Consider the following 23,185-nt stretch of genomic DNA (forward strand, 5'->3'; position numbering starts at 1 on the left):
TTGGGCAAGATGATGTTATCTTTTGCGATAGCTTGGAAGAAGCACAAGAAAACTCTAAGGAGATAGAAGAACAAGGCTATCCAACTAAAATCTTTAAAGAAGTGCAATAATGGGAAAATGGGTAAGCAGCAAAGAGTTTGCAAAGAAATATTATTTCAGATAGAGCTATTAGAGCACAAGCTTCAAAGAAAAAAATTTTAACTATACATAGGAAATATTTTTCCTATATCTATAGGAATAAACCTATTAAATGTTTAACAGCCCTTTGTTTTATTTAGCGGACGTTTGCGCTGTATTTACGAACGGAATAATAACCTTTAAGCCCGATTAACATTTTTTCTTGAAACTCTGCTTTATTTTTTGAAAGCCTTGCAATACGCTTAATTGCGTATATCCACTTATTTAGTAGATTCATTTTTCAACCTCCTTACATAATTTATAATGACGGCTACAACATTTGCCGACGTTGTGATGCCTAAGATACCCTTTGTGAAAAAATTGCAGAGGGCGGCTTGTATGCAATGAATAAAAATCATCTTTACGATTATCTTTTGTATTTACTTAATAAATACGATGAGAATCACTTTTTTGACAACAATACAAATGCACAAAATGAGCGTTTATTAAAAATAACAGCTAGTAAAATAAAAAATGCAAAAAAGAATATTTCTGTGCAATTTATGAATGATGAAGAATATGAAAATATTTTTGAACAATTTATCAGAGAGATTTTTCATAAAAATATTTTACGCTATTCCAATGGTAAAATTAAAATAACCTTAGAAAATCCAAGTATGCAATCTATGTTGGAATCCAAACTGAAAGTTTACGCAGGAGAAGGGTTTGAATATAACTTAAATAGAGAAAGCGTAGAAGTTTCTGTTGTCGCTTTTATGGTAATGCTAGATTCCACACAAAATCAACTCAATGATGAAAAACTAAAAAATAAAATCCAAGAGTTGATTAAAGAAATTAAGAAAAAACTTCATATAGAACAGAGTGCAGATTTATTACAAGCACTACTCAAAGCCCCAAAAGACTTTGGAGTCTCACTTATAGATGTAATAAAAACCAAAATTAATGCAGCCATAAAACTTTAATCATACAAGCCTTTTAGTTTAGAATTTACTCTAATCTTATGCTCTATGTCAATCTTAACGACTTTTTCTACAAACTCTAAATCAAGCCTTGGTGTGTCTTTCGTTTTTGTTAAAACCACAGAATCACGCACATTTTTTTGCACCACTTTAAACGCATAAAATCCCGCTAAAAACGCAGAATATAGCATACAAGAGTTACAGCTATAAGTTGTTACCACCACATCATCACTGCTTAGCGCATAGAGCATTTTAAAGTATTCATAAGTCCATAGATAATGATTTTTAAGTGGGCTAAAGGGATCTTGAAACACCACATTAAACTTCTCTTTACTACTCTTTTGAATCTCTGCTAAAAAACCTTTTAAAATCTCCCTTGCATCGCCTAAGTGCAACTTAATGCTAAAATTCCCCTTTTTAAATGCACGCTTCTTTTCTAAAGCGCATAGCACTTCTTTCGCGCTTGCTAATTCTTTAGGATATGGATGTTCTTTTAAGTTTTCTAAAAGCTCTAACTCCGGGGAATCCACGCACACCACTCCGTTAAATCCACGCTTTTTAAGCACAGAATACAAACTTAGCGTGTTAAACCCAAGCCCAAAGCAAATATCAAGCACATTTAACATTTTGGATTCCAACTTTTTGGAATCTAACTTCAAAGCAACCGCCGGTAAAATATGCTTATGGAGTGTTTCTTGTAATGCACCATCATTAATACTATGATACGCTTCATTAAAATACGCACTATAAAGCGTTATGCTTGCATCTTTTGTGAGAATCTGCATTTTTTGTCTTTTTTAGTGAAAATTAATGGATAATTTTATACAATATTTAGCCGTTTTACAAAATCATCCAAAAGCATTAGATTAGGATAGTTGCTTATACGAGGGAGTGCAATGGGGTTTGCAGATTTTTTTAAGAACTTTACTAAAGAAGAAAGAGCCTTGCCAAAGGAAGCTCCAAGCCATTGGGTGAAATGTCCAAGCTGTAATGCACTAATGTATTACAAAGAAATCATAGCCCAACACCACACCTGTCCAAAATGCAATTTTCATATGCGCATAGGACTGCAAGATAGAATCGCATTGATGTGCGATGAAGATAGCTTTGTAGAATACGATAAAACATTAAGTCCAAACGATCCCTTAGATTTCGTGGATAAAAAAAGTTATAAAAAACGCATTGAAGAGTATGCTAGCAAATGCGGGCGTCCAAGCTCCATTATAAGCGGAGAATGCACAATTAATGGCATAAAAGCGCAAATCGCCCTTTTTGATTTTAATTTTATGGGTGGCTCGCTTGCTTCTGTGGAGGGTGAAAAGATTGTGCGCTCTATTGCAAGAGCCATAGAAAAAAAACAAGGGCTTATCATCGTTAGTGCTAGTGGTGGTGCTAGAATGCAAGAATCCACTTATTCTTTAATGCAAATGGCAAAGACTTCTGCTGCACTTAATGCACTCAGTCAAGCGGGATTACCTTTCATTTCCGTGTTAAGCGATCCTACTATGGGGGGAGTTAGCGCATCCTTTGCATTTTTAGGTGATATCATTATGGCAGAGCCGGGTGCTATGATTGGCTTTGCAGGAGCAAGAGTAATTAAGCAAACTATCGGCACAGATTTGCCACAAGGATTCCAAACTGCAGAATTCCTACTTGAGCACGGGCTAATTGATATGATTGTCCAACGCAGGGATATGAAAAAAACCATTGCGCAAATCTTGGAGTATTTTACAGCGCAAGTCTAAAATCCTATGATAAAAATCAATATTTATTCTATCGCCAAAAACAACAAAAGCTTAAGCGATACACTTTGCGATGAATTTGTCGCACTTTGTGGAACTTTTGGAGTCAAGTTAGAATTCATCAATCTCTTCTCTAAACAAATCAAAGAAGGGCAAAAACAAGCAGTGTATGAAGCGCAAAAATCCTACACACAAGCCTTTTTAAAAGTCTTAAACCCAAACGCTTACAAAATTGCACTCACGCCTAATGCTAAAACTTTGGATTCCTTTACTTTTGCAAAAAATTTGCAAGATAGAGGGCAGATTGCATTTTTTATTGGCGGGGCTTATGGGCTTGAAAATTGCTTTATCCAAAATTGCAATGCACAATTCTCACTCTCACCGCTAACTTTTAGTCATAAAGTTGCCAAAATCGTTTTAAGCGAACAGATATATCGTGCTTTTTGCCTACTTAATAATCATCCCTATCACAAATAAAAAGAGGAAAAATGCGACAAGAGGAATTGGATAATTTTAAAAAGATACTACTACAAAAGCGTCAAGCAATTTTAGACAATAACTTAGAGCACCGCAAATCAATGGAGAATTATGATTTATCCCTTGATGAAGCCGATCAAGTTGCAATGCATATGAAAAACACATTGGATGGTTCAATTTTTACGCGCCATAACACAGAGCTTAAATACATTGATTCCGCACTTACAAAGATTGAACAAGGCGTTTATGGAATCTGTGAAATGTGCGATGAACCCATCGCAAAAGAGCGACTAAAAGCAAAACCACATGCAAAATATTGTATAGTATGCAGAGAAATTGTAGAAAAAAGCTTAAAGGATTAGTATGAAATTTAAATATTACATTAGCGCACTCTTCATTTTTATCGTGCTTTTAGGTCTTTATGTTTATAGCTTAAGCGGAGAAAGTTATACTTTTGTGTTCCCATTTAGCACAAAAAGCATCACTTTACCTGTGGCGGTTTGGTATGTTTTGCCTGTTGTTGCATTTTTCATTGTTGTCGTGTTTTTAGAAGTGGGCGGCGCATATAGAATGTGGCGCAAACGCACAAAATACAAAAATGACTACAAAATATTGCTTGAACAGCTAGAAAATCAACTTTTAGGAAAGGATTCCACACTACAACCCACAATGAACCGCTACAAATCCCTATCCATCTTACTCAGCAATCTAACTCTTGATGTTAAAGAAGGAATCGCACTAAAAAGCGGTGAAGCTAGAATGGATGAACTCATTGAGCTTTTAGGAAATTTAAAGCGTGGAGAATATGTGCATTTAAAAAAATTTAATCCCAATGACAAATCCCCTTTTGTTCGCCAAAATACACTTAACCAAATCCAACACGATGAAAAATTCGCCACAGAAGTGCTAAAGTGCACGAACTTTGATGAAACATACAAGCGCGCAGCCTTTAAAAAACTTCTTGATGGAGATAATCTAAAAGATATCAAGCGTTTCGTTGGAGAAGTAAAGTTCAACAAAGACTTAGCAAACACTATTCTTGGAATGTGCTATGCTAGAAAAATGGACTTTAGCAATACAGAAATTGCACAACTTTGCTCAGAGGTTGGGTATAGCAAACAAGATTATCTCTTGCTTGCCCAAAAAATGAAAGAATGTTATGAGCCTACAAGCTGGATAAGTTTATTTGAAGAGTTAGCAAATCAAGATGAAAATGCTGAACTTGCGTATTTTTATGTATTACTAGAACTTGAAATGCTAGAAGAGGCAAAAGAGCGATTAAAAATGCACCCGGATAATGAACTATTAAAAGTGCGTGCATATTTGGATTTAAAAAACTTAGGCAAAAAATATCCCCTTGAGTTATTCTTATTAGACTAAAAGGCTTTTAGCCTTTTTTAACCTTCACCATACCCATATTTTTCTACAACAAAATCAATATCCTTATCGCCTCTTCCGCTAAGATTGACTAAAATCTTCTTACCCTTTAATTCTGAAGCAATTTTTAGTGCGTAAGCAACAGCGTGGCTAGATTCAATTGCTGGAATAATCCCTTCATTTTTACTTAATTCAAAAAATGCACTAATGGCTTCTTTATCTAAAATAGTTTCTGTTTTGGTGCGCGCAATGCTGTTTAAATATGCGTGCTCAGGTCCAACACTGGGATAATCAAGCCCACTTGCTACACTATGCACAGGTGCGGGATTACCATTTTCATCTTTTAGCATTATAGAATTAAATCCGTGCATTACACCTTCACTTCCATAAGTAAGACTTGCTGCGTGCTGCCCTAACTTACTACCTAATCCTAAGGGTTCAACCCCTATAAGTTCCACATAATCTTCAATAAAACCACTAAAAATTCCCATTGCATTACTACCGCCACCCACACAAGCCACTACAATATCTGGCAACTCTCCTGTCATCTCCAAAAATTGCTCTCTGGATTCCACTCCAACAATTGCTTGAAAATCACGCACCATCTTAGGAAAAGGATGGGGACCAACCACAGAACCAATGGCATACATAGAATGATCCAAATCCTTCAAATATGCTTCAAATGCAGAATCCACAGCCTCTTTTAATGTTTTTGCACCAAAGCTAACAGGAATCACCTTTGCGCCTAAAATTTTCATTCTAATCACATTAGGATGCTCTTTTGCAATATCCACTTCACCCATATGAATTTCACACTCTAGCCCAAAATACGCTGCAGCCGTTGCAAGCGCCACTCCGTGCTGTCCTGCTCCCGTTTCTGCAATGAGTTTCTTTTTACCCATAAATTTTGCCAAGAGTGCCTCACCCATACAATGATTTAACTTATGCGCTCCTGTGTGGTTTAAATCCTCTCTTTTTAAATAAATCCCTGCCCCACCATATTTTCTTGTCAAATTATGCGCATAATAAATTGGCGTCGGACGCCCTTGAAAATGCTTTCTAATCTTACGCAACTCTGCAATAAAATCACTATTTTGCGCAATTAAATCATAGGCTACATTAATTTCTTCCATTGCCTTTTTTACTACATCTGGGACAAAACTCCCACCAAAACGCCCAAAAAATCCCTCCGTATTTGGAAATTCCTTTAAATAAGGCTTTTTTTGCATTTTCTCTCCTTTTATACTTTTTTCTTTATTGTTAGCTTCATCATCCAACCATTACTCCAACCAAACAATGCCAAGATATAAAACACTTTACGCACTTCAAAATACGATTCTCCATTGACAAACTTAAAATTCCCAAAAAGCATTACAAAACACACCACAAACAATAAAAAAATATTAAAATATTCATAAGAATCCACAGCTCCATAACGCTTAAAGCAATAATATCCCACAAAACAAAGCCCAAAACAAAGAAGTCCTAAATCCACATAACCATAGATTCCAATTTTAAAAAATGGCACCATTGCAAACCCAAAAAGCACACAAATCATAACACTAAAATTTGGTTGCATTAATTGCAAAAGCTTTCCAATAGTACTTTTATCAAAACTTAGATTTGTCAAATAGGCAACAGAAGGAAGTAGCATAAAAAGACAATAAAACACATAATCTGTGATGATTTGATAAACATTTTTATTAAAGATATCATTTCTACTTAAAACTATGGAATCCTCCAATGAAAAACATCTAAAAATGTGCGCTCCAATAAAAATATCTCACTATAAAGCAGAAATAAAAACACGCATAGCACAATTCCGATTGCAAAACTATACAATTTTGGCAAAGGACCAATAGCAATACGCACAATATTAAAAATTGCCACAATAACACCACAAATTAGCAAAATAATTCCAATATTAAAATACACTCCACTAGGTTGCGTTGTCAAACGAAACATTTGCCCAAACTCATCAAAATAACTCGCTAAAACCAACATTAGAATCGTAAAAAGTGCGAACACAAAATAAAGCGAAGCAAACACGAGATAAGGAATGGTAATCTTACGCATTTTTAACCCTTAAGGATTCTTTTGAAAATATCCATCCACACCATCAGCAATCCCTAAAGCAAGAGCTTTTTGGTAAGCACCTTGATTAATGCGCTTGCCCTCTTTTGGATGTGTAAGATACCCAACTTCTAACAAAACAGAAGGCATCAATGCGCCCACAAGCACCCAAAAAGGACCTTCACGCACTCCTCCATCAACAACCCCCTTATACTTTTGGCGTAGCCCTTGCAGCATTCCATATTGAATGTCAATCGCAAGTTTATTAGAAGCCACAATCCTTTGTTTATTTAATGTGTTTAAAAAAGATTGTTTAGAAAAATAATTCATAACCCCCGTATCGTCTTTGTTTTCTATCGCAGCAACTTTCTTAGCACGCTCACTTCTAGCAGTGGATAAAAAATAACTTTCCACACCCTCTAACTTCTCCTTATTTTGAGCGATTGCATTTGCGTGGACTGAAATAAATAAATCCGCATTCTTATTATTTGCAAAAGTTGTTCGCTCTCGCAATCCAATAAACACATCATTTTCACGCGTCATATAAACCTTGTAACCACGCTTTTTAAGCTCATCTCGTAAATATTTAGCAATATGCAACGCTATCACCTTCTCACAAACCTTCTCAACACTAACTGCCCCACAATCCTTGCCACCATGTCCGGGATCCACAACAACAATCCTACCCTTGCCTATCTCCTTACCCACAACTGCATTTTTTTGCACCATTTTCCCATCAAAAAGTGCTGCAATGGAAATACTCTCTGTTTGCTTCTTTAAATTTGGAATCCTAAAACTTGCCCGCTTATTCTTAATATCCAAATCAATCTTAGCATTCTTTGGAAGCGCAATCACAAGGCGAACCTTTTCCTTAGAATTCTGCGCAACTTTAATATTCACACCATCTTGAAAATCAAATACCCTAGCAGAGCCTAACAACTCCGCATTAATATCATACACATAACGCACCACGCCCTTATTTTCTAACACAAAAGATTTAAAAGCACCCTCCTTCACATTCGCATTAAAATCTAGTGCGATTCCATCTTCTAGCTGTTTTGCAGCTGTAATTTTTAAATCTGCTAAAAGCAAGGCAGAAAATAAACACAATGCAACAATTAGACGCATCATTGGCTTAATTCGTTAATGATTTCTTGCACGCTTTGGATTTTTTCTATTCTCTACCCATTTGCTCCGGTAAAATACAAACCATTTTCTGCATCCCCCAAATATCCATCGCCCAAACCATCTGCAATGCAATAGCCAACTTTCTTTGCCTCTTCTCCCCTATTACAAGGTGCAACACAATTGCTAATGCAAGCAACCTTAGGAGCCCCCCCCTCTCTTAAACGCTTAATCACTCCTGTAACAATTGCACGCGCAGGATAACCCACAGGAGATTTGATTAGCTCAATATCCTCTTTTTTAACCTTTGGCATTAAGACATTATAATAACTAGCATCGCATTCCTTAGCACCTAAAAATCTCGTCCCCATTTGCACACCACTTGCGCCAAGCTGCATAATATTATCAATATCTTTCCTATCCCAAATTCCCCCAGCAGCAACAAGCGGAATCTCTCCCCACTTCTTACTTTCCTCTAAAACCTCAGGAACAATCGCTTCTAATTGATGCTCTGGCTTAAAACAATCTTCATAGCTAACCCCTTGATGCCCTCCACTTAAAGGACCCTCTACAATCACTGCATCAGGGATTCTTTTATATCTCCCCTCCCATCGCTTACACAAAATCTTTAATGCCTTAGCCGATGAAACAATGGGGATTAAGGCAACATTTGGAAAATTGCTTGTAAATTCTGGCATATTAGTTGGTAATCCAGCCCCCGTGATTATCATATTTGCACCCGCTTCACACGCATCTCTTACCACACGCCCATACTCATTAATCGCATAAAGAATATTTGCCCCCAAAGGGTTTTCTCCACAAATTTTTCTAGCATTTTTAAAAATCTCAAACAAAGATTCCTTAGAGTAAAAATTTAGCGTATCAAAGGGGCGACTTTTGATTGCCTTTTGGATAAATGCACTTTTTTGGTAATACCCAGTTCCCACGCACGATATAATCCCCATTGCACCCGTTTTTGAAACGCTTCCTGCAAGTTTATCCCAGCTAATCCCAACTCCCATTCCTCCTTGAAAAATAGGAATCTCAATTGTATATTTACCGATTTTTATGGGTTTTAGCGTTGTCTTTGGCATAAATTTCCTTTATTTAATAATCACTTTTGCAAATTTGCGCTTTCCAATCTGCAAAATATACTCACCCTCTTGCAAATGCAACTTAGAGTCCTCTACCTTCTTGCTATTAAGCTTTAAAGCACCTTGTTGTATCGCACGCAATGCTTCGGAATTAGAAACGCACAATCCGCAATCTTGTGCCAATTGTGCTATCCAAATCCCCTTTTGCTTTGTAAAAGTTGGCATATCACTTGGCAGCTCCTCTTTGCTAAATACTCTTACAAACTCCTCTTTTGCTGCATTTGCCACTTTTTCATCATAATAACGCGTAATAATTTCTAGGGCTAAATTCTCTTTTACAACCTTTGGGTGTAACTCCCCTTTTTCAACACCTTGTTTTAATCCTGCAATTTCTTGCAAGCTCTTTGTGCTTAAAAGCACATAATACCGCCACATTAAGGAATCTGAAATGCTTAAAAGCCTCCCAAACATCTCCTTTGGTTCTTGCGTGATTCCCACATAATTCCCTAAGCTCTTACTCATTTTTTGCACACCATCTAAGCCTTCTAATAGGGGCACCATTACGACAGATTGCTCCTTCTCTAACCCATAAGCACGCTGTAAGTGTCGCCCCATAAGCAAATTAAACTTCTGATCCGTGCCACCAAATTCAATATCACAATTTAATGCCACAGAATCATAACCCTGCAAAAGCGGATAAAAAAATTCCACAATGCTAATGGGATTTTGATTCTTAAAGCGTTTTTCAAAATCATCACGCTCTAACATTCTAGCGACAGAAAACTTCGCTGCAAGCTCAAGCATTCCACGCGTCCCTAAAGAGTCTAACCATTTAGAATTAAACACAATCTCCATTTTAGACGCATCTAGCACCTTATAAACCTGCTCTGCATAAGTCTTTGCATTTTGTAAAACTTGCTCTTTACTTAGCGGCTTTCTTGTCTCGCTTTTACCTGAGGGATCACCTATCATTCCTGTAAAATCTCCAATGAGAAAAAACACCTTTGCGCCATATTTTTGAAAAGTTGCTAGTTTTTGCAAAAGCACAGCGTGTCCTAAATGTAAATCCGGTGCTGTTGGATCAAATCCTGCTTTAATCGTGTAAGTTTTGCCCTCTTTTAAATACTTTGTTACAAGCTCTTTAATAGAATCAAAACCAATAATCTCCTGCACTCCGCGTTCAAGCTCTATAAGAGCATCTTGAACTTGGGATTCCACACTCATCTTTTCTCCTTAGTCCGCATACGCATCTTTTAGCGCATACACATCAATGATTTTATAATTATTTCCCAACAAGCTTCTAATAACCTTTAACTCCGAAACACTACTCTCAAAACGCACTTCACAATGCGTTGCATAAGTGCTTTTTTGCGAACCAAGCTCCACACCTAACACATTAATATCCTGCTTTGCAAGAAAAGTTAAGAAATTTGCAAGCACACCTTTTTGATTCTCTAATGCCACAATTAGCTTATAAGTCTGCAATTTATCCTCTAACCAATCCACATAAAGCATTTTCACGCCTTTTTGAATCTCTAAATATGCTCTATCGCAAAGCTTATGATGCACAAAGGCTTTAGAACCACTTTTAAAAGCAATGATGGAATCGCCAAATTTTGGATGGCAACAATAATCAAACACTGCCTGATTTATCGTATGATTTGTTTGAATCACAAGATTATCAAAATGCAACTCTTTTAACTTTAAAATTCTAATTTTAATCTGTTCTAAAAATCCAGCATTTTTACGATAGTTATTCTTAATACGATTCTTAATATCCTTAAGATAATTAATATCCGTCGTTGCACGATACACCATATCTTCAAGATTATTTTGCACAATATAATTCTCAATTTCTTCTGCACTTTTACCAAAAATTGTAGCGATAATATTAATCGCACTTTTGCGCTCAATCTCCTTAATTCTGCTTGCACAATTCATCTTTAATTGACTTTTTGCGCGTGAAGTTTTCACAGCATCCATCCAAGAACAACGCAAAATCGTGTCCTTTGCGGTAATGATTTTCACAATATCACCACTCTTAAGCGTAGTTAAAAGCGAAGTTTTTTGATTATTCACATAGGCTTCTTTTGCACGATTCCCAACTTCTGTATGCACTGCATAGGCAAAATCAAGCACCACAGCACCAATAGGCAAGGAATAATTATCCCCATCTGGGGAAAACACTACAATATCCTCTCTATACAAATCATTTTTAACAAGCTCATAAAACTCTTCAATAGAATTGTTATGAAACTGCAATTTATTAAGCCAATCAAGACTTGGACCACTATTTCCACCTGTTTTATACTTCCAATGCGCAGCGATTCCATATTCTGCACTTTTGTGCATATCCTCTGTACGAATTTGCACTTCAAAAATTGCAGAATCATCAAAAAGCGTACTATGGATTGTTTGGTAACCATTCTCTTTAGGCAGTGCAATATAATCTTTAAAACGCGACATAATAGGTTTGAAGCGCAAATGCAAAATCCCAAGTGCGCGGTAACAATCAAGATGTGTTTTGACAATCACACGAATGGCTAACAAATCCAATACCTCATCAATAGAAATCCCCTTGCGCTGCATTTTTAAATAAATAGAATAATGCCTTTTTACACGGCTAGCAATTGTAAAATCTCCCTCTGGAATACCCCCTTGAATCAAGCTCTTTTTTGCTTTTTGAATGAAAGCGTTAAGTTTTAGTTGAATTGTCTGTTTATGGCTTTGAAAATATGTATCAATCTTACGATAATCTTGGGGAAAAATATAATAAAAGCTCCTATCCTCCAACTCATTTTTAAGCGAAGAAATCCCAAGCCTATGAGCAATTGGTGCATACACCACAAGTGTTTCCTCAGAGATTCTGCGTTGTTTATTAGGAGCAAGCGCATCAAGCGTTAACATATTATGCAGCCTATCACAAAGCTTTACAACAAGCACACGCACATCTTTAACAGAAGTAATGAGCATTTTTCTAAAACTTAAAGCTGCTACAACTAATTTTTCATTAGAATGTGAAGCAGGAAACTCTTCTGCTCGGATTGCCACAATCTTTGTAAGCCCATCCACTAAAGACGCCACATCTTCACCATAATCACGCACCACATCTTCAAGCGTATAATCCGTATCCTCCACCACATCGTGCAACAACGCCGCACACACCATCACCTCATCACCACCAAAATGCAAAACAATACACGCCACAAGCAAAGGATGCACAATATAAGGCTCTCCACTCTTGCGCTTTTGTAGCTTATGGGCTTCTGTAGCAAAAGCAATGGCATTTTGGATATTTGGCGTCATCTCCACCATAGAATACAATAACTCCAATGCCACTTTCGGACTAGAAATTTGCGCAATTTGTTCTAAAAACTTCACTCTACCTTACTCTATTTTTAAATTTTTAAAAATCCTTAGTCTGTATTTCTTCAATCTTGTCCAAACCAATTTTTCCTTCTGCCACTTCAAGCAATGCAATATCAGAAAGCTTATTGATTTTAACATCTTTATTAACAAGCGGCTTTGCACCACGACTTAACTCATCAATTCTTGTAAATAAAATATTTGACAATAAATATTTATCGCCATTGACTCTTTCTAACGCTACTGAAGTAATTTGTTCAATTCTCATCTTTTTCCTTTTTTAATGTTATTCACCAAGCACTTTTGAACACACTGCATCACAATCACCTGCAATCACTTTGAGCAAATTCCCTTTACGCAACATATTGCACACCACAATGGGCAGATGATTATCCTTTGCAAGAGCAATAGAAGTGTCATCCATTACCTGAATATTATCTTGTAATGCTTGCTCATAGCTAATTTTCTCTAGCATTACCGCATCGCTAAACTTTGTCGGATCTTTATCATACACACCATCAACTTTAGTTGCCTTAATAATCATCTCTGCGCCAATCTCAATAGCACGCAATGTTGCTGCTGTATCTGTTGTAAAAAACGGATTCCCCGTGCCTGCCACAAAAATCACAACGCGCCCTTTCTCTAAATGCCGAATTGCACGGCGGTTAATATAAGTTTCACACACTTCCTTAATCTCCAATGCACTTTGCACACGCACATCAACGCCATAATACTCTAAAGCCTCTTGCATTGCCACGCCATTAATCACCGTAGCTAACATTCCCATATGGTCGCCACTTGTGCGCCGAATCAATCCGTCTTTTGATGCGCTCACTCCACGCACAAAATTGCCACCTCCAATTACGATTCCAACTTCAACTTTATTCTCTGTAAGTATTTTAACCTCACTTGCTAAATAATCTAAAATCTTACTTTCAATTCCAAAGCCACTCTGACCAGCCAACGCCTCTCCTGAATACTTAACTAAAATGCGCCTTGCCATTTACTTCGCCTTTATTGCAACAATACTTAAAGTCTGAAATTCTAATAAAAACTTACTTAAAGAATCGTGTAAATTTCTTATTTCTTAATTTTCAGGATTTTTAAGTTATATTACAAAGCACAAAAAAGGGCTAAAACAAAAGGGGGGCAAATGTATTCTCCAAACATATCTGAAGAAGAGTTAAAAGCAAAAGTTAAAGAAGACTTTTTCAGCTCAAATCCACAAAATGAAAACATCAAGCTAGACAAAGCACAAAAAGCCATTTTAAAAAACCTAGATTCCACGCAGATTATAGGGCGCATTGATTTTTGTGTAAGTTATGATTCAAAAACACTTTTTCAGCCTATAAACTTCCTATGGGCTGAAGCTAAAAAGGGCAATACAAACGATATTATAGAATCTTTTATCCAGCTCATTTTTACGATTAAAAAGCAAAACATTTTAGCCGATAAGCCCCTTTTCTTAGGTGCGTTTGATTGTGAGAAAATCGCCTTTATTTATTATGGAGAAGTAGCAGATATTATTGAAAGACAAACAGATTTTAATTGGAATGTTACACCAAGTAACCACAACACAAAAGAATTTAAACAACTCTACACTAAAACAAAAGAACTTTTAGAATCCAAAAAATTGCAATTTAGATTCAAAGAAGATTGCAAAGCTTTACAAAGTTTTATCCAAGAAAATTTCACACTCGCTAACACAAAACTACACAAAGTCCAAGTAGAGCAGACAAATTTTATCCACATTTATTACCGATGGTTAAATGAAGTTGCACCAAGTATTGATATACAATGGCATAAATGGGAAAAAAATTTTTTAAATGCAGATTTTTTCTTAGCGGATTTACTCAGTGAAAATAATCATACAGAATCCATTAGAGAAAACCTAAGAGTGCTTTTACAAAACAATTTCTATGAAGCAAAACTAGCAACAACACAAGAACAACTAGAAGACTTCTACTATAAATTCCGCTTTAACGATAAGCAAAAAGCCCACACAGCCTTTTGGAATCTCTATGAAAGACCGCCGAAAAAAGAGTATTGGAGCTTTTTTACAGGGCGTAGAGATTTACTAGTGCCAAGCAACATACGGGAGAGAAAGGGAGAGTTTTTCACCCCAGATATTTGGGTAAGAAAAGCCCAAAATTACCTAGAACAAGCACTAGGAAAAGAGTTTTACGAAGATTACTGCATATGGGATTGTGCAGCAGGCACAGGCAATCTACTCAAAGGCTTAAGCATAAACCCAGCTAAAATCTATGCTTCCACACTTAATCCACAAGATGTAGCAGATATGCAAACAAGTTTTTCAATGCAGAATCATATTTTTCAATTTGATTTTTTAAATGATAATTTATTTGATAAACCTTGTAATACTCACAAAAAAGGTGGATTAGATTCCGAATGTCAAAACTGCCAAAAATCTAAATTACCAAAATCTCTACAAGAGATTCTAAAAGATGAAGCAAAATGCAAAAAGCTAATCATCTTTATTAATCCACCCTACGCAGAAGCCACAACTGCTACAACACCAGCAGGCACAGGTGAAAACAAAGCAGCAGTTAGCACAGGCAACGCCACCTATGAACGCTATAAAGATTCTATGGGAAAAGCTAGCAATGAACTTTTCGCACAATTTTTCTTTAGAATCTACAAAGAGATTCCACATTGTATTCTAGCAGGCTTTTCAACGCTGAAATATGTCAATTCTAGCAACTTTATAAAATTTAGGGAAACTTTTCAAGCAAAGTTTCTCAAAGGCTTTATCGCTCCAGCTTTCACCTTTGATAATGTCAATGGAAACTTCCCCATAGGCTTTTTAATATGGGATTTAAGCCAAAAGGAATGAAATATAAAATTTCGCTAAAATTCAAACAAAATGGAAACTAAATGAAAAAGAGCATAACCTTAGATATTTTTAATGAAAAAGGGGAGAGTTTAGGGAAAAAGAAATTCTACACAACGCTTGATAATAAGAAAAGTATTAACCAATGGATTAAGCGATATGATGATAAGAGTAATTTCAGGACAGGATTGCTTGACACAAGGGGTAATGATTTTCAAAACCAACAATACATAAACATAAAAAGCCAAGATTTCATCATCACCGCACACAGCACGGGCTTCTATCTAACGCCAAACAATCTAATCCCTATGGCTATCTATTTCTCCGTCCGCTATTGTATCAAAGCCACTTGGATAAATAATGGCGACCAGTTTTACCGCCCAAATAAAAAATGGGAAAAAGATATAGAGTTTCAAAATGATTGCCTTGCTTTTATGCTCTTTCACGGAAAAAATAGAATCACTGCTAAAGAAGGCATCAATCACTTTATCCCCTTTAGCGAATTAGAAATCAACGCACAAGAAGCCTTTAGCTCACACTTTATGCTAGACTTCATACAAGGCAAAATAAAATTGCAAAATTACAAAAAGTTGGAATCCAAAACCACACAACATAAACAAACAACAATAAATTTCTCAAACCAAACCCCACCTGCAAAAACCGATTCCAACTTTATCCCCACAAAACCACTCATTTTTAGCAAAGAAGCACAAGCTGTACTAAACGCAGGAAAAGTTCTTTTCAAGCATTATCACACGCAAACTAAAGATTCTAAAACCTACAATGCAAATGCTGCACTCTATGATATAAAAGCGCATTTTCAAGGCTTTAGCAGTAATAGCAAGAGCAAGCCTAAGATGAACCTACCCAAAAAAGCAAAAGATGAAGCCTATAAAGACAAGCTAGGTAATCTTAACTACGCCTTAAAAGACTTAGCAAAAAAACTAGAATCTAAAGTCTATGAATACGAATTTCTACTCCCATAAGGATTGCTATGAAAAATCTCTTTTTAGACACACGCCCGCTTGATAAGCGCGCAAGCACAGAATTTAAGCTCTCAAGTGAAATTCTAATGGAAAATGCCGCAAGGGGAATGCTAGAGTTTTTGCTCCCAAAACTTAACTCTAAAAGCAGAATCCTACTTGTTTGTGGAAGCGGTGATAATGGCGCAGATTGCCTAGCACTTGCTAGAATGCTTTATGGAACTTGCCCTTTAAGCGTGCTTTTACCACTTGGCGCAAAAAGCCCCCTGTGCACCACACAACTAGAACGCTTAAAAGCACTTGCTAGCAGTGATTATCCTGCGCAACTTAATTTTTTAAACCAACTTGAAGGAGAGTTTGACATTATCCTTGATGGACTCTTTGGTGCAGGATTTAAAGGCGCATTAAATGCAGAACTTTGCGCCCTTTTAGAAAGTCTTAACCAAACAGAAGCCTTAAAAATCGCTTGTGATATTCCAAGCGGAATCCAAAACAATGGAACAATCCCAAACCTAGCTTTTAAGGCGGATTTCACACTTACAATGGGTGCGCTAAAGTTTGCTTTATACCTTGATCACACAAAGGATTTTGTAGGGGAAGTGCATCTGCTTCATCTAGGAATCCAAGAACACATTTTTACTTTAGAATCCCCCATTAAGCTTTTAGAAAGCAGTGATTTTAAGCCTCCTTTAAGAGAGAAACAAAACACAAACAAAGGCGACTTTGGACATTTATGCGTGCTTTTAGGGGAAAAACAAGGAGCTGGAATCCTATGCGCCTTAAGTGCGTTTAGAAGCGGTTGCGGACTTGTAAGTGCGCTAGGAAAAACACAAAGCAATCTCCCTTTTGAGCTAATGCACACAGAAAAGATTCCACATAACACAACTGCTATCGCTCTTGGGATGGGATTGGGTAGAGATTTTAAGCTAGAAAACCATCTCTTGCAACTTCAAAACACACCCTTAGTCTTAGATGCGGATATTTTTTATAACCCTTCTTTTAAAGACTTGTTACAAAGGCATTCAAATTGCATTTTAACCCCACACCCAAAGGAATTTACACAAATTCTAAACGCCTTAAATCTCTGTAAAATCTCCCCACAAGATCTACAAAAAGACAGAATCCCTTTTGCCCTAGAATTTTCACGCGCCTATCCTAATGCAATACTTGTTCTAAAAGGCGCAAACACAATCATAGCCCACAAAGCAAGCATTTACATCAACCCCTTTGGCGACAACGCCCTAGCTAAAGGGGGAAGCGGCGATGTGCTTGCAGGAATGATTAGCGGACTTTTAGCACAGGGTTATAGCCCGCTAGATTCCGCAATCAATGGTGTTTTAATGCATAGCTTTTGTGTCAAAGCCTTTTTAAAGACTTCTAATAATTTTTCGCTAACCCCCCTTGATTTAATTGAGCAAATCCGCTACATTTAAGCTTTAAAATTCAAAAAGGATTCCTATGCAAACTCTTGATAATCCGCTAAAAATCGGCGATAAAACATTTAAAAGCCGTTTAATTGTTGGCAGTGGTAAATACAAGGATTTTCAAACCACTTATGACGCCACAATCGCTTCAGAAGCAGAAATGATAACCGTTGCTGTGCGCCGTGTAAATATCACAAATCCTAAGGAAGAAAATCTGCTAGATTATTTTAAAGATAGCAGCATTCAATTTCTCCCAAACTCCGCAGGCTGCACAAAGGCAGAAGAAGCAATCACGCTTTTTAGGCTAACTAAAGAAGCAACAGGGATTAACTTTATCAAGCTAGAAATCATCGGCGATACGCAAAAAACGCTTTATCCTGATGTGATTGAAACACTAAAAGCTTGTGAAGTGCTAGCAAAAGAGGGCTTTTGTGTGCTTGCATACACAAGCGATGATCCTATTGTTGCAAAAGGACTTGAAAATGCAGGGGCTAGTGCAGTGATGCCCCTTGCCGCTCCCATTGGTAGCGGTCTTGGAATCCAAAATCGCTACAACATCGCCTTTATTAAAGACGCAATCAAAGTGCCTGTGATTGTAGATGCAGGCGTGGGTTGTGCTTCTGATGCAGCTATTGCAATGGAATTGGGAGCCGATGGAGTGCTAACAAACACCGCCATAGCACAGGCTAAAAACCCCCTTCTAATGGCACAGGCAATGCGTGATGCAGTGCGTGCAGGCAGAGCAAGCTATCTTGCAGGAAGAATCCCTAAAAAACCCTACGCCACAGCAAGCTCTCCTACAATTGGGATGGTAGAGTTTTAGCTCCACATTCTTTAAAAAATTCTACCCTATCAACTGCTAAAATTTTTGCAATTTATAGAAATACTCTAAATTAAAATGAATCTTCTTATAACCCAACAACAAACTAAGCTCTAATTGTGAAATTTTATTTTCCACTTATACTCTATTATGATAGAGTGAAATAAAAGGAGGCAAAAATGCGCGCGGAGCGTCCGCAGTGTTTATTTATGCTAAAATTTCACAAATATTTAAGCTTCAAGGTTTCATTTGCAGGGCTACATTCTAAGCACAACACGCGTGCGTGATGAAGATTTGCTTGTTAGGATTCTAACAAATAAGCATATTTACACGTTCTATCGCTTCTATGGTGCTAGGCATAGCGTGGTGCATTTAGGGCATAAGATTGATTTTTCTATTGAAAAAGATTTAAGAGAAATTGGCAAATTAAAAGAGCCTTTGCATTTAGCATTCTCTTGGGAAAAAGAAGCACAAATCCGCTACTTTTGGCAGCAATACTTACACTTACTCAATGCGCATTTAAGGGATATTACAACACTAGATAGCTTTTATTTTGAACACTTAGAAGAAGGCGCAAAACGCCTTGAAATTGAAAACCCAAAACGCTGTATTTTAAATCTTTATGCAAAACTCTTAAATTTTGAAGGGCGCAAAAACACACTTCAAACTTGCTTAATTTGCGAGCAGCCCTTAGACGATAACATTGTTTTAGGGCGTGGCTTAGTGTGCGGACACAAGGGCTGTATGGAAGGCACGCTTTTTCTTAGGGAGCAAATTTTAGCTTGGTTAGACTTTCAAGGAGAATTTTTAGATTCTGCTAGCGTAGATAGCCTTTGGAATCTCTTAATGCAAGGGCTTTAATTTATAATTCCGCATCAAAATCATTCTTGCCCCTAGCAATAAAAATCACACGCACTCCGCTAAAATCAAATTTCTCTCTTAAAACATTCACTAAATACCGCTTATAACTAAAATGCAAAGAATTAGGACGATTCATTATTAAAGCAATTTGCGGTGGCTTAGTTTCAAATTGTGTGGCGTAATAAACTTTCACAATCTTTCCTTTATCACTTGGCAAGGGATGGCGCATTGTAGCTTCTTTAAGAATAGCATTAAGTTTTGCAGTTGGAATCCTAAAGCTAAAATTTGCATACACCTTTAGAATTTCTTCTTCAAGCTTTTGGATGTGGCGTCCGTTTTTAGCAGAAATTGTAAGGATTGGCGCATATTCTAAAAATTTAAAGCGCATTTTAAAATCCTCAATAATTTCCTTAAAATCCTTATGCGCAATATCCCATTTATTCAAAACCACAACCACGCCAAGTTTAAATGTATCAATTAATCCGGCAATTTTCTCATCAAGCTCCACAAAAGGCTTTGAAGCATCAAGAACTAAAAGCGCAATGTCTGTGCGTTCTAAAATTACACGCGTGCGATTGAGTGCGAACTTCTCTAGCCCTTCAATCTTTCCACGCCTTCTAATCCCAGCAGTATCCACAAAATTCACCCTTTGCCCCTTAATCTCTCCGATTTCATCAACAGGATCAATGGTAGTTCCCGCCACATTGGACACTACAGAACGCTCCTCTTTTAAAAGTGCATTCAAAAGCGAGCTTTTCCCCACATTCACACGCCCTATGATTCCAATATTAATAATCTCTCCTCCTCTCTCTAAACCATTGCGCACAACACCCTCACAATTTTCTAAAAAGTCCTCTAAAGATTCATCATTAAATTCCACATTTATCAAACTCTCTATCTCTTCTTTTTTTAATACTTTTACAATAGCTTTTTCTAATTCTAAGATTCCACGATTATGTGCCACAGAAATGTAAAACACATTTTTTGCGCCAAACTCCACAAACTCCCACGCATTTTGCTTCTCTTTGTCATTGTCTATTTTGTTAATCACTAAAAAAATATTTGGATTCTTTTTTTCTAAGGCGTAAAACATCTCTTTATCCGCTTGTTCTGGGGGAGTTTTACCATCTACAAGGTATAAGATTAAATCTGCACTCTCCCCTGCCCTTTGAGAATGCCTTGAAACGCTTTGAAACAATGCGTCCTTATCATCTAAACCACCCGTATCCAAAAGCAAAAAAGGTAAATCCTGTAATAAGATTCTTGCCTTCTTGACATCACGCGTTGTGCCTGCAATCTCTGAAGTAATCGCAATGCGTTGCTTACAAAATCGGTTAAATAATGAGCTTTTTCCAGCATTTGGACGCCCAATAATTGCGATACTTCCATACACTTTATCCATTATCTCCCTTAATGATTATATGGGAATATTTTACTTGATTATTTATCAATTCCTTATAAAATTAACCACACTTTTAAAGATAAGATTCTAAGATTTCAAAAACATTTTAAGGAATCCAAATGGGCAATCAACAAGCAATTATCGCCATTTTTCTTGCAGCAATTCTTTTTACCGCTATGGGAATATTTGTCAAGGTTTTAACGCCTGCCTTGCCTGCTATGGAGGTAGTTTTTGCTAGGAATCTTTTTGGGCTGATATGGATTTTAGGAGCATTACTCCTAAAGCCCCCTAAGCAAACAGGAGGAAAGCCCTTTGTGTTAGCATTGCGCGGTTTTGCTGGAGGAAGTGCTATGCTTGCTTATTTTTACAACATTTCTGTAATGCCACTTGGAACTGCTTATGCTTTTTCCTACACCTCTCCTATTTTTATAGCACTCTTTAGCGTGCTTTTTATCCGCGATAAAGTTACATTAAAAACTTGGGTTGCAATTCTGCTTGGATTTAGCGGAATCTTGTTAATCTCAAACCCTAAAGGCACAGATTTAACTTTTTTAGGTTTATGCATTGGAGTGTATAGCGGGATTGGTGCAGCACTTGCTTATCTCTCCATAGCTAAACTTGCAAAACTCTACGACTCTCGCGTGATTATTCTTTCCTTAATGCTTATTGGCTCACTCTTGCCACTTCTGACACAAATTGTTCCCTACACAAGCTATCCCATTGCCCTTTTTGAACCCTTTGTAATGCCAAACTTAAAAGAATTTTTACTCATACTAGCTTTAGGGCTTGTTTCTACCTACGCACAAATCTATCTTACCAAAGCATATAGCATAGGAAATCCACCCATCATTGGTGCACTCTCTTATAGTGCGATTTTTCTAGCAACTCTTGCAGGAATCGCACTAGGAGATAAAACACCAAACGCCCTTGTCCTCTCTGGTATGCTTTTAATTATCTGTGGCGGAATCCTAGCAGTGCTACATAAACGCCATTAATCCCCATCTAATTCTAAAGCCTTAATGTTAGAAATCGCATTGCCAGCAATTCCCTTTAGCGCACCATAAAGATTAATAGAACTCTCCAACACTTTTTGAATTTGCTTCTCACGCTGTTTCCATAGCTTTTGCATTGCATTTTTTTCCTTCTCTAAATCTGCTTGCATTTGCGTAAAACCCTCCACAATGGCTTCAATTTGTAATTTAAACTCCGAACTTGTAAGATAGCCATAAAGCATTTGCATTTTATCTTGCTTATTTTCCGTTGTTTTCTTTGCTAAAAAAACCTTAATCACACTCTCCCTTAAAACCAACGCTAAGGCTTTAAACTCTTCAAAACGGCACACCCAAACCCCATCAAGCAATCCCATTCGCTCCCATTCCTTTGGCAAAGTTTCTGTTACCAAAACACCTATGTCTGCGCCATTTGCGCGCATATCATTTTTTAACTTTTCAATCCATTCTCTTTGGAAATGCTTTGTGCGTTTGCTTTCATAATAAAGTATTCCGCAATTTTGCATCTCCCTTGTATGCACAATTTGCACACAATCCCCCCCACTTTGCCCCTTTTTAATCTCTGTAATACTATCAAAAGGAAATTGTGCTTGCAAATACTCTTCAATAGCAAGCTCTTGGACTTCCCCTTGGAGCTGCTGTGAGCCTAGCGTTGCTTTGCGTTGGGCACCTTGGAGTTGCTTTTGCAAATCCTCAAGTTGCTTATCCTTTTCTTTGAGCCGCAATAAATGTTGGGATTCCATTTCCTGCTGTGTTTTTTCCTTAAAAGCCTGCATCTGCAAAGTAAGCTGCTCTTGCGCTTGGGCTTTAATTTTGGATTCCATCTCACTCTTTTCACGCTTTAAACGCTCAATTTCTATTTTTGTTGCATTTAATTCTTTAACTTGATTAGATTTTTCTTGCAATTCTTTTTGTGTTATATTTAATGCTTCTTGATATTCCTTTGCAATCTCTTGCTTTAAAGATTCTTGCATTTTAATGCGCTCTTTCTGCAAACTTTCCTTCACCCCCTTATCAATATTAGCCTGTAAAGATTCCTTTTTATTTTCTAAATCCTTAAAAGCTTTTTGATACTCCTCACGCTTTTGTTGCACTTCATTGTCAAATTTTTCTTTTTCTTTTTGTTGCTCTTGTTGAAGTTGCATATAAATCTGCTGATACACAACAGATTGCACATTAATCTCTGTTTTACAATTAGGACAATGGATTGCCTTTTCTTGCATTTAAACTCCTTTTAAAAATAAAATTACCTTATTTAAAATTTGCGCGTGCGTGCCAAGATACACAAAATATCAGTTCCATTATTTGGTTCTCTATTTTAACTCAAAAGGCAGCCCATTGCAATTTATCACGGCTTTAGCAAAAAGATTAAAAGCACTACTTAAATTTAGTCCCAAGCCCTTATTCACTTCAAAAACTTTTTTATCCTTCATCCCATAATCTTAATGTCAAAAATTTAGCTATAATTCTTGACATTTTACAT

At 36.9% G+C, this 23,185-nt stretch carries 24 protein-coding genes; 11 read left to right on the forward strand and 13 right to left on the reverse strand.

All coding sequences use genetic code 11. From position 1 onward, the window contains the following. Window positions 1-521 precede the first annotated feature (521 nt). A complete protein-coding gene (locus MRZ19_RS05960; RefSeq protein WP_291031372.1) occupies window positions 522-1,100 on the forward strand; it encodes a hypothetical protein in 579 nt (192 codons plus the stop codon). Here MRZ19_RS05960 and MRZ19_RS05965 read toward each other — a convergent pair. After that, on the reverse strand, window positions 1,097-1,882 hold the full coding sequence (locus MRZ19_RS05965; RefSeq protein ID WP_291031374.1) for an MnmC family methyltransferase: 786 nt from the start codon (window positions 1,880-1,882) through the stop codon (window positions 1,097-1,099). The two genes, MRZ19_RS05960 and MRZ19_RS05965, sit on opposite strands and share 4 nt — an antisense overlap. A 111-nt stretch (window positions 1,883-1,993) precedes the next feature. On the opposite strand from MRZ19_RS05965, the gene accD reads away from it, so the two are divergent. Genes accD through MRZ19_RS05985 form a run of 4 tightly spaced genes read left to right on the forward strand, consistent with a single transcriptional unit; the run spans window position 1,994 to window position 4,696 of the window. After that, entirely contained in the window at window positions 1,994-2,842 is an 849-nt protein-coding gene (gene accD, locus MRZ19_RS05970; RefSeq protein ID WP_291031376.1) for an acetyl-CoA carboxylase, carboxyltransferase subunit beta, read from the forward strand. Between the two features lie 6 nt (window positions 2,843-2,848). After that, window positions 2,849-3,316 (forward strand): 23S rRNA (pseudouridine(1915)-N(3))-methyltransferase RlmH, encoded by a 468-nt coding sequence (locus MRZ19_RS05975; RefSeq protein ID WP_291031378.1) that lies wholly within the window; start codon window positions 2,849-2,851, stop codon window positions 3,314-3,316. Between the two features lie 11 nt (window positions 3,317-3,327). Continuing rightward, window positions 3,328-3,678 carry an RNA polymerase-binding protein DksA gene (gene dksA, locus MRZ19_RS05980; protein ID WP_291031380.1) on the forward strand — a complete coding sequence of 117 codons (351 nt, stop codon included), beginning with the start codon at window positions 3,328-3,330 and terminating at the stop codon, window positions 3,676-3,678. A 1-nt stretch (window position 3,679) separates the two neighbouring features. Beyond that, window positions 3,680-4,696 (forward strand): hypothetical protein, encoded by a 1,017-nt coding sequence (locus MRZ19_RS05985; protein WP_291031382.1) that lies wholly within the window; start codon window positions 3,680-3,682, stop codon window positions 4,694-4,696. Window positions 4,697-4,713: 17 nt separating this feature from the next. On the opposite strand, the gene trpB is transcribed toward MRZ19_RS05985, so the two are convergent. The 9 genes from trpB to pyrH are packed head-to-tail and all read right to left on the reverse strand — an operon-like array spanning window position 4,714 to window position 13,354. Further along, window positions 4,714-5,922 carry a tryptophan synthase subunit beta gene (gene trpB / locus MRZ19_RS05990; protein ID WP_291031384.1) on the reverse strand — a complete coding sequence of 403 codons (1,209 nt, stop codon included), beginning with the start codon at window positions 5,920-5,922 and terminating at the stop codon, window positions 4,714-4,716. Between the two features lie 11 nt (window positions 5,923-5,933). Then, complete coding sequence (locus MRZ19_RS05995; RefSeq protein ID WP_291031387.1) at window positions 5,934-6,437, reverse strand: hypothetical protein; 504 nt, start codon at window positions 6,435-6,437, stop codon at window positions 5,934-5,936. Further along, on the reverse strand, window positions 6,422-6,769 hold the full coding sequence (locus MRZ19_RS06000) for a hypothetical protein (RefSeq protein WP_291031389.1): 348 nt from the start codon (window positions 6,767-6,769) through the stop codon (window positions 6,422-6,424). Before MRZ19_RS06000 ends, MRZ19_RS05995 begins: the two co-directional genes overlap by 16 nt. Window positions 6,770-6,778: 9 nt before the next feature. Then, window positions 6,779-7,897, reverse strand: coding sequence for an N-acetylmuramoyl-L-alanine amidase (locus MRZ19_RS06005; RefSeq protein ID WP_291031390.1), 1,119 nt, complete (start codon window positions 7,895-7,897; stop codon window positions 6,779-6,781). 50 nt (window positions 7,898-7,947) lie between these two features. Beyond that, a complete protein-coding gene (locus MRZ19_RS06010) occupies window positions 7,948-8,985 on the reverse strand; it encodes a nitronate monooxygenase (protein WP_291031392.1) in 1,038 nt (345 codons plus the stop codon). Between the two features lie 9 nt (window positions 8,986-8,994). Beyond that, window positions 8,995-10,209: a tyrosine--tRNA ligase gene (tyrS, locus tag MRZ19_RS06015; RefSeq protein ID WP_291031394.1), complete on the reverse strand. Its 1,215-nt coding sequence runs from the start codon at window positions 10,207-10,209 to the stop codon at window positions 8,995-8,997. A 9-nt stretch (window positions 10,210-10,218) separates the two neighbouring features. Beyond that, window positions 10,219-12,366, reverse strand: a complete 2,148-nt coding sequence (locus MRZ19_RS06020) for a RelA/SpoT family protein (protein ID WP_291031396.1) — start codon at window positions 12,364-12,366, stop codon at window positions 10,219-10,221. A 25-nt stretch (window positions 12,367-12,391) separates the two neighbouring features. Continuing rightward, a complete protein-coding gene (locus MRZ19_RS06025) occupies window positions 12,392-12,619 on the reverse strand; it encodes a DNA-directed RNA polymerase subunit omega (RefSeq protein WP_291031399.1) in 228 nt (75 codons plus the stop codon). Window positions 12,620-12,637: 18 nt separating this feature from the next. Further along, a complete protein-coding gene (gene pyrH / locus MRZ19_RS06030; protein ID WP_291031401.1) occupies window positions 12,638-13,354 on the reverse strand; it encodes a UMP kinase in 717 nt (238 codons plus the stop codon). 150 nt (window positions 13,355-13,504) lie between these two features. Between pyrH and MRZ19_RS06035 the strand changes: the two genes are divergently transcribed. The 5 genes from MRZ19_RS06035 to recO all read left to right on the forward strand — a co-directional run bounded on the left by MRZ19_RS06035 (window position 13,505) and on the right by recO (window position 19,290). After that, window positions 13,505-15,205, forward strand: coding sequence for a hypothetical protein (locus MRZ19_RS06035; RefSeq protein ID WP_291031402.1), 1,701 nt, complete (start codon window positions 13,505-13,507; stop codon window positions 15,203-15,205). Between the two features lie 41 nt (window positions 15,206-15,246). After that, window positions 15,247-16,188, forward strand: a complete 942-nt coding sequence (locus tag MRZ19_RS06040; protein WP_291031404.1) for a hypothetical protein — start codon at window positions 15,247-15,249, stop codon at window positions 16,186-16,188. Window positions 16,189-16,196: 8 nt separating this feature from the next. Next, window positions 16,197-17,618, forward strand: a complete 1,422-nt coding sequence (locus MRZ19_RS06045; RefSeq protein ID WP_291031406.1) for an NAD(P)H-hydrate dehydratase — start codon at window positions 16,197-16,199, stop codon at window positions 17,616-17,618. Between the two features lie 25 nt (window positions 17,619-17,643). Continuing rightward, the gene (locus tag MRZ19_RS06050; RefSeq protein WP_291031408.1) at window positions 17,644-18,432 is read left to right on the forward strand and encodes a thiazole synthase; all 789 of its coding nucleotides are present in this window, start codon (window positions 17,644-17,646) and stop codon (window positions 18,430-18,432) included. A gap of 246 nt (window positions 18,433-18,678) precedes the next feature. Beyond that, complete coding sequence (gene recO / locus MRZ19_RS06055; protein ID WP_291031410.1) at window positions 18,679-19,290, forward strand: recombination protein RecO; 612 nt, start codon at window positions 18,679-18,681, stop codon at window positions 19,288-19,290. Window position 19,291: 1 nt separating this feature from the next. Here the strand turns inward: recO and der are convergent, their stop codons facing one another. Next, complete coding sequence (gene der / locus MRZ19_RS06060) at window positions 19,292-20,692, reverse strand: ribosome biogenesis GTPase Der (RefSeq protein WP_291031411.1); 1,401 nt, start codon at window positions 20,690-20,692, stop codon at window positions 19,292-19,294. Between the two features lie 119 nt (window positions 20,693-20,811). Here der and MRZ19_RS06065 point away from each other — a divergent pair, with 119 nt between their 5' ends. Further along, window positions 20,812-21,687, forward strand: a complete 876-nt coding sequence (locus tag MRZ19_RS06065; RefSeq protein WP_291031412.1) for a DMT family transporter — start codon at window positions 20,812-20,814, stop codon at window positions 21,685-21,687. On the opposite strand, the gene MRZ19_RS06070 is transcribed toward MRZ19_RS06065, so the two are convergent. Both MRZ19_RS06070 and MRZ19_RS08560 read right to left on the reverse strand, forming a co-directional pair. Next, window positions 21,684-22,925: a DUF2130 domain-containing protein gene (locus tag MRZ19_RS06070; protein WP_291031413.1), complete on the reverse strand. Its 1,242-nt coding sequence runs from the start codon at window positions 22,923-22,925 to the stop codon at window positions 21,684-21,686. The two genes, MRZ19_RS06065 and MRZ19_RS06070, sit on opposite strands and share 4 nt — an antisense overlap. A gap of 90 nt (window positions 22,926-23,015) precedes the next feature. Next, the gene (locus tag MRZ19_RS08560) at window positions 23,016-23,135 is read right to left on the reverse strand and encodes a type II toxin-antitoxin system RelB/DinJ family antitoxin (RefSeq protein ID WP_366936153.1); all 120 of its coding nucleotides are present in this window, start codon (window positions 23,133-23,135) and stop codon (window positions 23,016-23,018) included. Between the last annotated feature and the right edge of the window lie 50 nt (window positions 23,136-23,185).

Origin of the sequence: Helicobacter sp. (assembly GCF_022770205.1) — a bacterium.
In the GTDB taxonomy this organism is placed as follows: domain Bacteria; phylum Campylobacterota; class Campylobacteria; order Campylobacterales; family Helicobacteraceae; genus Helicobacter_D.

Excerpts from the sequence above, each read along its gene's own strand:
- MRZ19_RS05965 (WP_291031374.1), bottom strand. The coding sequence starts at position 1,882 with ATGCAGATTCTCACAAAAGATGCAAGCATAACGCTTTATAGTGCGTAT.
- accD (WP_291031376.1), top strand. The coding sequence starts at position 1,994 with ATGGGGTTTGCAGATTTTTTTAAGAACTTTACTAAAGAAGAAAGAGCC.
- MRZ19_RS06000 (WP_291031389.1), bottom strand. The coding sequence starts at position 6,769 with ATGCGTAAGATTACCATTCCTTATCTCGTGTTTGCTTCGCTTTATTTT.
- trpB (WP_291031384.1), bottom strand. The coding sequence starts at position 5,922 with ATGCAAAAAAAGCCTTATTTAAAGGAATTTCCAAATACGGAGGGATTT.
- MRZ19_RS06040 (WP_291031404.1), top strand. The coding sequence starts at position 15,247 with ATGAAAAAGAGCATAACCTTAGATATTTTTAATGAAAAAGGGGAGAGT.
- MRZ19_RS06045 (WP_291031406.1), top strand. The coding sequence starts at position 16,197 with ATGAAAAATCTCTTTTTAGACACACGCCCGCTTGATAAGCGCGCAAGC.
- pyrH (WP_291031401.1), bottom strand. The coding sequence starts at position 13,354 with ATGGCAAGGCGCATTTTAGTTAAGTATTCAGGAGAGGCGTTGGCTGGT.
- der (WP_291031411.1), bottom strand. The coding sequence starts at position 20,692 with ATGGATAAAGTGTATGGAAGTATCGCAATTATTGGGCGTCCAAATGCT.
- MRZ19_RS05960 (WP_291031372.1), top strand. The coding sequence starts at position 522 with ATGAATAAAAATCATCTTTACGATTATCTTTTGTATTTACTTAATAAA.
- MRZ19_RS06010 (WP_291031392.1), bottom strand. The coding sequence starts at position 8,985 with ATGCCAAAGACAACGCTAAAACCCATAAAAATCGGTAAATATACAATT.
- MRZ19_RS06035 (WP_291031402.1), top strand. The coding sequence starts at position 13,505 with ATGTATTCTCCAAACATATCTGAAGAAGAGTTAAAAGCAAAAGTTAAA.
- MRZ19_RS06005 (WP_291031390.1), bottom strand. The coding sequence starts at position 7,897 with ATGATGCGTCTAATTGTTGCATTGTGTTTATTTTCTGCCTTGCTTTTA.
- tyrS (WP_291031394.1), bottom strand. The coding sequence starts at position 10,209 with ATGAGTGTGGAATCCCAAGTTCAAGATGCTCTTATAGAGCTTGAACGC.
- MRZ19_RS05985 (WP_291031382.1), top strand. The coding sequence starts at position 3,680 with ATGAAATTTAAATATTACATTAGCGCACTCTTCATTTTTATCGTGCTT.
- MRZ19_RS06065 (WP_291031412.1), top strand. The coding sequence starts at position 20,812 with ATGGGCAATCAACAAGCAATTATCGCCATTTTTCTTGCAGCAATTCTT.
- MRZ19_RS06070 (WP_291031413.1), bottom strand. The coding sequence starts at position 22,925 with ATGCAAGAAAAGGCAATCCATTGTCCTAATTGTAAAACAGAGATTAAT.
- dksA (WP_291031380.1), top strand. The coding sequence starts at position 3,328 with ATGCGACAAGAGGAATTGGATAATTTTAAAAAGATACTACTACAAAAG.
- MRZ19_RS08560 (WP_366936153.1), bottom strand. The coding sequence starts at position 23,135 with ATGAAGGATAAAAAAGTTTTTGAAGTGAATAAGGGCTTGGGACTAAAT.
- MRZ19_RS05975 (WP_291031378.1), top strand. The coding sequence starts at position 2,849 with ATGATAAAAATCAATATTTATTCTATCGCCAAAAACAACAAAAGCTTA.
- MRZ19_RS06025 (WP_291031399.1), bottom strand. The coding sequence starts at position 12,619 with ATGAGAATTGAACAAATTACTTCAGTAGCGTTAGAAAGAGTCAATGGC.
- MRZ19_RS06050 (WP_291031408.1), top strand. The coding sequence starts at position 17,644 with ATGCAAACTCTTGATAATCCGCTAAAAATCGGCGATAAAACATTTAAA.